General features: G+C 62.2%; 8 protein-coding genes. 6 read left to right on the top strand and 2 right to left on the bottom strand.

Going from position 1 to position 8675, the window contains the following annotated elements; all coding sequences use genetic code 11:
• Nucleotides 1-181: 181 nt before the first annotated feature.
• The gene (locus DIE12_RS31965) at nt 182-820 is read right to left on the bottom strand and encodes an SGNH/GDSL hydrolase family protein (protein WP_260426268.1); all 639 of its coding nucleotides are present in this window, start codon (nt 818-820) and stop codon (nt 182-184) included.
• A gap of 302 nt (nt 821-1122) precedes the next feature.
• Nucleotides 1123-1506 carry a cytochrome c gene (locus DIE12_RS31960; RefSeq protein WP_124523310.1) on the bottom strand — a complete coding sequence of 128 codons (384 nt, stop codon included), beginning with the start codon at nt 1504-1506 and terminating at the stop codon, nt 1123-1125.
• Nucleotides 1507-1565: 59 nt separating this feature from the next.
• On the opposite strand from DIE12_RS31960, the gene DIE12_RS38280 reads away from it, so the two are divergent.
• The 6 genes from DIE12_RS38280 (at nt 1566) to DIE12_RS31930 (ending at nt 8431) form a co-directional block, all read left to right on the top strand.
• Entirely contained in the window at nt 1566-2000 is a 435-nt protein-coding gene (locus DIE12_RS38280; RefSeq protein WP_185640898.1) for a hypothetical protein, read from the top strand.
• A 557-nt stretch (nt 2001-2557) separates the two neighbouring features.
• Nucleotides 2558-3715, top strand: coding sequence for a M20 aminoacylase family protein (locus DIE12_RS31950; RefSeq protein WP_124523308.1), 1158 nt, complete (start codon nt 2558-2560; stop codon nt 3713-3715).
• Between the two features lie 50 nt (nt 3716-3765).
• Complete coding sequence (locus tag DIE12_RS31945; RefSeq protein ID WP_260426267.1) at nt 3766-5445, top strand: sodium:solute symporter family transporter; 1680 nt, start codon at nt 3766-3768, stop codon at nt 5443-5445.
• 14 nt (nt 5446-5459) lie between these two features.
• Nucleotides 5460-5795, top strand: coding sequence for a DUF485 domain-containing protein (locus DIE12_RS31940; RefSeq protein WP_185500405.1), 336 nt, complete (start codon nt 5460-5462; stop codon nt 5793-5795).
• A 558-nt stretch (nt 5796-6353) separates the two neighbouring features.
• Nucleotides 6354-7415: a porin gene (locus tag DIE12_RS31935; protein ID WP_124523304.1), complete on the top strand. Its 1062-nt coding sequence runs from the start codon at nt 6354-6356 to the stop codon at nt 7413-7415.
• A 98-nt stretch (nt 7416-7513) separates the two neighbouring features.
• Nucleotides 7514-8431 (top strand): LysR family transcriptional regulator, encoded by a 918-nt coding sequence (locus DIE12_RS31930; protein WP_124523302.1) that lies wholly within the window; start codon nt 7514-7516, stop codon nt 8429-8431.
• Nucleotides 8432-8675 lie beyond the last annotated feature (244 nt).

Genomic DNA, 8675 nt, shown 5'->3' with positions numbered 1-8675 from the left:
ATCGAGTGCTTACTGTCGATTTGCATATCGTGGATTTCACCATGCTACCTGCGGTGAACGTCGGGAGAGATGTTGTTCGTTGTCGACGATCTACGATCTGACACCGAATGACCCTTCTTGGCCGACTGCCGCCCGACGCGGTCGGCCGTAGCCGACGGCGGATTCAGCCAGTCGCTTTCCTCTACAGCGGACGTTCAAGCTTTACGTTGCACATGCCCAGATCGACCACTGGCCCAGAATCCTCAACCAGTAAATCCACGATCTGCTCGCTGACGAGCTCAGCCCAACAGCGATATTGCCCAGCCCCGGGGTGAAATCGATCACGGGCCATCTCGAGCGGCTTTGCTGCCCAATCAAGCGATATATAGCGCGCGGCAGCGTCCTGGCTAATCCACCGCCGCAGCGTGCGGTCCAGAGACGCGGCATATCGGCCCAGGTACCAGCGCAGCGGGTGCTGCGCCGCTGGCAGAATTCGCAATGGCGGTAGCCCTGTTGCTACCAGACCGAATGCGCCGGTGCGACGGCGGACTTCTTCAACCAGTCGCCGATAGTCTTGCAGGAACTGGCGTGGCGAACGTTGCGACGTTACATCGTTAGTACCCAATGCGGTCACGAGAAAGTCCGCCGGCTGTAATTCGCTCTGCCTTAATAGCGCTAGAGACTCTTCAGTGTTGACACCCGACTTTGCCACCAGTTGCCATGTAACGGGCCTGCCCAGTTTGATAGCCAGCATTTTGGCGACCGGTTGCGCTAATGCCTGTACCTGATCGTCGACCCCCACTCCTGCCGCCGACGAGTCACCGACAACCAGAATTCGCAAGGCCGGTTGCAGGGCCTCTCGCGAGCCTTCCCTGCCGCAACGAGGCCCTGCTGCTTCCGGTAGGCGTAGCGCCGTTCGCCTTAGCCTGCGTGCCTGTATCACCAGAATTGGGCCGAGGACAAACTTGTAGAGTGGCAACATTTTCAGTTCAGATCAGAAGAGGAACAACGGTAGCCCCATGCACGTTTTGACACGGTCTGGGCCGAACCCGGCCCCGACGATGAGCCGGCAATGCGCTCTGCCGATGATGCTTCCGAATCCGACAGTACTCGACCCATCGCGGTCAGACGGTCAACACGGAATCATCGGCTTTTGGAAATCACGTCACTCATGTAGTTATTCAGATCGCGAAAATCCTGAACGGTCCAGGAGTGCGGCGCAAGCTTTACGCCGTTTTCCCTCAAAGTTCTCGGAATCAGGTCCCCGTTCGGACGAAGTATTACCGATGAAACAATGACGCCTGGATAATCATGGAGTCGCTTTTTGAACGCAGCAGTTGTGAGGTCAGGCGTGGCAGGATTGCTTTTCTTGGCCAATGGCCCGGTGCCCGTGATATCTGCGCCATGGCACATCGCGCATCTTTGTATATAGAGATTTTTCCCGTTGATGTTTTGCGAGAAGGATGGTGAAGGTTGAGTCAACACCAACGCTCCTAGCGAAGCGATCAACAATTCTCTCGTTTTCATTTGGTCTTGTCGTATCACGCAGATTGCTGTGCCTGGGAGTATAAACGCGTGATCGTGGAATGGTCGCTCTTGGCCGTACATGGAAATTGGCCGATCAGCCTGACTGGAGGTTGGCTACGCAATCGTTGATTGCCTGTTCGAACTGCGGATTGGATAAATCGACACCGACACGCGCAAGCGAAAGCAGCAATTGCTCCGCAGCCGACAGCCGCTACCGCCGCCAACCGGCGTTGCAGGCGGCCGTCACGGCCGCGATGATGGGCGCCGTCGAGAAGAGCCGTGCGGGCATCGCGGCTGGCGTGCTCCATGCGAGCAGGCAAAGCGGCTCCGCATTCGGCGTGGCGATCTTCGGCGCGCTGATGAGCACCGCGCAGACCCCGGGGGGAGGCGTGCGCGTCGCGATCTTCGTTGCGACCGGGTTGTCGCTGGCGGCGGCTGGATGCTGGCGCATCACGCTCGGGCGGGCAGTCCGCGAGCCGAAACCCGCAATCTGATTCCATTCACTCGAACAATTCAACCGGATCGCCCGTCGGACGCGGTCTGCGACGCCGTGTCGGCGCGCATTGCCGGGCCGCCGTTTCGCGCATCGACGGCGCGACGCCAGCCGGCAGCCGCGTCTCGTTCTTCGATGACGCGCCGGTCCACGCATCGGACCGGTTTGCCGATGCAATAAAAAACCGCGAAGCCTTTCGCTGTCGCGGTTCTTTTAACGTGCCCGAAACACGGAGCAACCGTGTTCCGCTGCCGACGGCGAGACTCGAACCCGCACAGCTTTCGCCGCTACCCCCTCAAGGTAGCGTGTCTACCAATTCGGCGGCTATCTGATCTGGCGACTGCATTTGCGCTCACGGAGGTCGCTGCGCATGGCGGCCGACAAATCCGCCGGTGTCGTCGCGTGCCTATGTGCTCTCTGCATAGGAAATACCGAAACTTTGCATTGGACCGCATATTTTGCGATTTCTAGAATCGGGCGAACGTCGAGCCTTGTTCGACAGGTTCGTTCAGCCACGTCGCGCTTGCCGCGCGGCAGCAATCCCCGAGGAATCGTTCCATGCAGATCAGTACACCCGTCGCCGCACTGTCCGAGGACATGAAAGCGTGGCGTCGACAGATTCACAGTCGTCCGGAAATCGCGTTTCAGGAAACCGGCACGGCAGCGTTCGTCGCGGAGTTGCTGCGCTCGTTCGGCATCGATACGCATACCGGAATCGGCCGCACCGGCGTGGTGGGCGTGATCGACGGTAACGGCGGGCCGGGCCCCACGATTGCGTTGCGCGCCGACATGGATGCGCTGCCGATCCAGGAGGAAGGCCGGCCGGTTTATCGCTCGGTCCATCACGGACTGTTTCATGGCTGCGGTCACGATGGACACACCGCGATCCTGCTCGGCGCGGCGAAGCTGCTGGCCGGCCATCGCCAGTTCAAGGGGCGGGTCGTGCTGGTATTCCAGCCGGCCGAGGAAATCGTCAAAGGCAGTCAGGCGATGCTCGACGATCAGTTGCTCGCGCGTTTCCCGTTCGACGAAATCTATGGGTTGCACAACCATCCGCAGCTCGAACCGGGCAAGATCGGCGTGCGCGTCGGATCGCAGCTTGCCGCGGTGGATTTTTTCTCGATCGAGATTCGCGGCACCGGCAGTCATGGCGGAACGCCGCATCGTAGCGTCGATCCGATCGCCATCGGCGCGTTGCTCGTCACCGCATTGCAGACCGTCGTCAGCCGCGCGATCGATCCGCTCGACAGCGCGGTGCTGAGCATCTGCCAGTTCGTTGCGGGGGCGACGGCGAACGTCATTCCCGATCGCGCGTCGCTGCAAGGCACCACGCGCGCGCTGTCGCCGCTGGCGCGCGAACGCGTGCATCGGCGCATGCGAGAGATCTGCGACGGCGTTGCGCTATCGCACGGATGCGCGATCGATCTCGACGTTTCGCACGGCACGCCGGCCACGATCAATGCGGAAGCTCCGGCGCGATGTGTCATGGCGGCTGCCGATACCGTGGTCGGCGCCGCGAACGTGCTGACCGACGTGGCACCGTTGATGGCGGGTGACGATGTCGCGCGCTTTCTCGAGGCGCGGCCCGGTTGTTATTTCTTTCTCGGGCAGGGCGGTCACATGTGCCATCACCCCGAATACGACTTCAACGACGACGTGGCACCGATCGGCGTCGCGATTTTCGACGAAGTCGTGCGTCGCCGTCTCGGCGTTTGACGGAAAGCGTCGCGCGACCGAAGCATTCATAAAAAATGGAGGAGAACATCATGGAACGTGCAACGTTTCGCGCCCGGCGGACGATGGCCTCGCTGTCGGCAGGCGTGTGCGCCGCGGCCGCAACGGGCGCGGCATGTGCGGCCGAAGCACCGGCGCAGCGCGTCGCAAGCGGGTATACGCTTGCGCCGTTTCTGCTCTTCGTTGCGTTGACGCTCGGCATTACGTACTGGGCATCGCGTCGCAACCGCTCGGTTTCGCAGTTCTATACGGCCGGCGGAAGTGTCACGCCGTTGCAGAACGGCTTCGCGCTCGCAGGCGACTACATGTCCGCATCGTCGTTCCTCGGTGCGGTCGGCATGATGGCCGGCTCGGGCTACGACTCCATCATTTACGGCGTCGGCACGCTGATCGGCTGGCCGATCCTGCTGTTTCTCGTCGCGGAACCGCTACGCAATCTCGGACGCTTCACGCTCGCCGATGTCGTCGCATTCCGTCTCGCGGAGCGTCCGGTTCGGAGCCTTGCCGCCGTGAATTCGCTGGTGATCGTGCTGTTCTATCTCGTCATCCAGCTGGTCGGCGCCGGCAAGCTGATCCAGCTGCTGTTCGGCGTGCCTTACATGGTGGCGATGCTGGCGGTTGGCGCACTGGTGCTCGTGTACGTGCTGATCGGCGGGATGCTGGCCACCACGTGGGTGCAGATCGTCAAGGCGGTGCTGATGGTCGCGATCGGTACGTATCTGGCGTTCAAGGTGCTGCAGGCGACCGGCTTCAGCGCCAGTCGGCTGATCGCCACGGTGGTGCAGTCTCATCCGGCCGGCTCGGCCGTGCTGGCGCCGAGCCGGCTCGTCACGAATCCCGTGGATGCGATTTCGCTCGGCATGTCGTTGATCTTCGGCATGGTAGGCCTGCCGCATATCCTGAGTCGCCTGTTCACCGTGCGTGACGGCGCCGCGGCCCGGCAATCGGCGTTCTACGCAACCGCGCTCATTGCGTGGTTCTATACCGCGGTCGTCGTGATCGGCGCGGGTGCGATCGTATTCGTGCTCCGCAATCCCGCTTTCCTGGATCCGGTCACGCACACGCTGATCGGCGGCGGAAACATGACGGCGATGCATCTGAGCCATTACTTCGGCGGCGACGTGTTCCTCGGCATCATGTCCGCAGTTGCGTTCGCAACGATCCTGGCGGTCGTCGCGGGCCTCACGATTTCGGGCGCATCGGCGGTCGGTCACGATCTGTACAAGCGCATCCTGTGCCGGGGGCAAGCCGATCCGGCACGCGAACTGGCGGTATCGCGCCGGGCCACGTTCGTACTGGTCGCGGCCGCGCTGCTGCTGTCGCATCTCGTGCAAAACCTGAACATCAGCTTCCTGGTCGGGCTCGCGTTCTCCATTTCGGCGAGCACCAACTTCCCGATCCTGATGCTGTCGATGTTCTGGCGAGGATTGACGACGCGCGGCGTACTGGCTGGCGGGATAGTCGGGTTGGTGTCGTCGGTCGGGCTGCTCGTGACCGGGCCGACAATCTGGGTGGGCATCCTGAAGCACGACAGCGCGCTCTTTTCGTACGCGAATCCGACCCTGTTCTCGATGACGCTGGCGTTCGGCGTCGCATGGCTCGCATCGATTACCGACTCGTCCGCTCGTGCGGCGGCGGAGCGCGCGGGATTCGATGCGCAGATGTTCCGCAGCGCGACCGGAATCGGCATCAGCGCTCCCCAAACTCACTGATCACTGGAGCAACCATGTCGAACGTCAATCACCCGGCAGTCGTCGCGCGCAGCACCGATGCGAACGCAAGCGTCGACGCACGCACGCGCGACGTGGCCCGTCTGGTCCGGCGTCGCACACGCCTGAGCATCGGCATGAGCGTGCTCGTGCTGGGCATCTACTTTGCGTTCATCCTGACCGTCGCGTTCGCTCCGGCCGTGTTGACACGCCACTTCCCGGTCGAATCGCCGATGACGGTCGGGATCGTCGTCGGGATCGGGCTTTACTGGTTCTGCGCGATCGCAACGGGCGCGTACGTGTGGATAGCCGGCCGCTGGATCGACCCGCTCGTCGGGCGGATTGCCCGATGAACGGGCGGGCGCGTCCGGGTTCGCGATGACGAAGCCCGTTGCGCGGTCGCATGGCGACCGGTACGAATCGATATGCCGTGCTGTCGGAACCACGCCGATTTGTCCGGGACTCGCCGTCTAGCCGAATGGATGTCCTGATCGTCGTGCGCCGCGGTAGTCCAAGGTCACAACGCGTCGTTCGCGCAATCCACATCAGAGCCGTGTCTCCTTGTGCGCGTGTCAGTCATGAAACTGATACGCGCTTTTTTTTGACGAGGATGGCCATGTCGGTCGTGACCGACATGATCGAAGCGCCCGCTCGTGCGTTCCTCACACAGTCATCGGAGGGGCATGCAACTCTTGCATCGCCGGACGACAAGAATCTCATTGGATGGTGATTTTTTAGCTGAATACGATGCATCGCGGTCTCGAAGATTCACGCGGACGCATGCTCCGGTGCCGCGCATGCGATGAAGAAAATCGGTTTTCCAACGATTCGGTATGCGAAATGGATATGCCGTAACGAGCGGGAATGCGTGGAGCCGGATCGCAGCGCAATCCAATCAATGATGGGACGACATGAAAAACAGAAAATCAGTGAGGAGACTGGCGACGACCGCGTTGACGCTTGCGTGCGCGACGGGGGCGGATGGCGCCCGCGCGCAGAGCTCGGTGGTCATGTACGGCATCCTGGATATCGGCATCCAGAGCTTGACCAACGCCGGATCGAACGGGAAGTCGTCGCTTGGCATGCTGGGCAGTGCGTTTCTGCCGTCCCGCTTCGGCATCAAGGGCGACGAGGATCTCGGCGGGGGCTACGGTGCAATCTTTCAGCTCGAAAACGGCTTCGACCTCGGCAAGGGCACCCTCGTGACGCCGGGCACGTTGTTCAACCGCCTTTCGAGCGTCGGGTTTCGATCGCCTTATGGCCGGCTGACGTTCGGGCGGCAATACAGCGTACAGTTCGACAAGACGGTGCTCTATGATCCTACGTATTTCGCCAACGACTCGACGCTTTCGCTGAACGCGATCCCGCTGGCGACGCTGAGGCTGAACAATGCGGTGAAGTTCCAGTCGCAGCCGTTTTACGGATTCAATGTCGAGGCTGAATATGGCTTCGGTCAACAACTTCCGGGCAACGGCCTGGCCGGCCGGTATGTCGGTGCGGCGCTCGAATATGACCGGGGAGCGCTTGCCGCTCGCGTGCTTTACGAGCAGAGTCGCGGTGCGAGCGCAGGCGGCATCGATGCGTCGGGGCGGGTCGATGAGCGGTACAGCGCGGCGCTTCGTTATACGGTGGGCGGCGTGACCGTTGCCGCGGGCGTCACGCGCGTGGTCGGAGACCTCCAGTTGACGCCGCGCGGCATGGCTTACTGGGGCAGTGCGAAGGGTTTCGCGACGCCGACGATTCAATGGTACGTGCTGGGCGGCCGCTACGCGTTCCAGAGCACGCCGGGGCATCCGACGCTGTTGGTCGGCGGAGGCGAGTATCTGCTGTCGAAGGCGACGTTTCTGTATGCGCATGTCGGCACGGTCTGGAACTCCGGCGAGAGCGCGTTCGGCGTCAACAGCTTTTCCAGTGTGGGCCAGCCTGGCAAGAGTCAGGTCGGCGTGAGCGTCGGCATTCATCACCGGTTCTGATACGGCACACGGGCGCCACGATCGAGCCGTTGCGGCGAAGGGCGCGACTATACTTTCCGCACGTGGGCAGGTCGCTGCCCGTGAACGCCTGATTTCACATGAACCTTCGCAAACTGCAACATGTCCTCGCGCTCGCTCGGTGCCAGAATTTCAGTCGCGCTTGCGCGGAGGTGCACCTGAGTCAATCCGCGCTGTCACGCAGTATCCAGTCGATCGAAGCGGAGTTCGGTATTTCGCTGTTCGATCGCGGCGCGCAACGTATCACGCTGACGCCGCACGGCAAGGTATTCGTCGAGCGGGCGCGCCGGATCGATTTCGAAGTGCGGGAGCTCAGGCGCGACCTCGCGCTGCTCGAGCGCGGGGAGTTCGGCGATCTCTGCATCGGGCTGGGCGCGACGCCAGCCGCGCTGCTCAGGCAACCCATCCTGACGTTCGGGGCCGTTAATGCGCCCCAAGTACGCGTGGTACTCAAGCGAGGCAATACTGCCGACCTGCTCGGCATGTTGCTGGCGGAGCGCATCGACATGTTCGTTGGCGATATCGCGTCGCTCACGCAGCAGCCGGAAATCGAGATCGTGCCGCTGCCGAGATGGCGGGCCGCATTCTTCTGCGGTCACGCGCATCCGCTCGCGGGCATGGCTGGCGTATCGCCCGAGAATCTATTGAAGTATCCGGTCGGCTGCACGCATCTGTCGAAGTACGCGCTCGACGATCTTCAGCAGCATCTCGGATATCCAATCGCGGATCGCATCAAGCTCCAGAGCGACGATTTCGGCGAGCTGGAGGCGGCGGCAGCCGTCAGCGATGTCGTCATTCTTGGCAGCCGGCCAGTATTCGACGAGGCGGTTTGGGCGGGAAGGTTGCATCCGGTGCCGCTCGATCCGCCGCTGGCTGGTTCGGCCTGTTTCGGGATCGTCACGCTCGCGGGCAGAACCCAGTCTGCCACGATGCTGAGAATCAATGCCTTGGTGCAACGTGTGTTCGACAATTTCGCGGAGGACTTGCCGACACGCTAGCTCGGTGAGCGGGGGCCTGTTGCTCTATGAGGCGGGCGATATCGACACGGTGCGGCGACTCGTGCACGAAGCCCGTTCAACACGGAAGGGGTCTGGAGGACGGTCGATATCCGCTTTTTTTCCTGAACCGGGCAGACGAGCATTGATGCGTGTTTTGCGTGCGGCTCATCGTATCCGGGAGGTGCGGATGCGAAAGGGCGCATGCGGATGCGGGCCGCCGTTTGCGCAGTCTCGCCGGCCGGGG

The organism is Burkholderia sp. Bp9015, assembly GCF_003853505.1.
In the GTDB taxonomy this organism is placed as follows: Bacteria; Pseudomonadota; Gammaproteobacteria; order Burkholderiales; family Burkholderiaceae; genus Burkholderia.
Note: the sequence above shows the minus strand (reverse complement) of the source record. Positions and strands in the feature narration are given on the sequence as shown.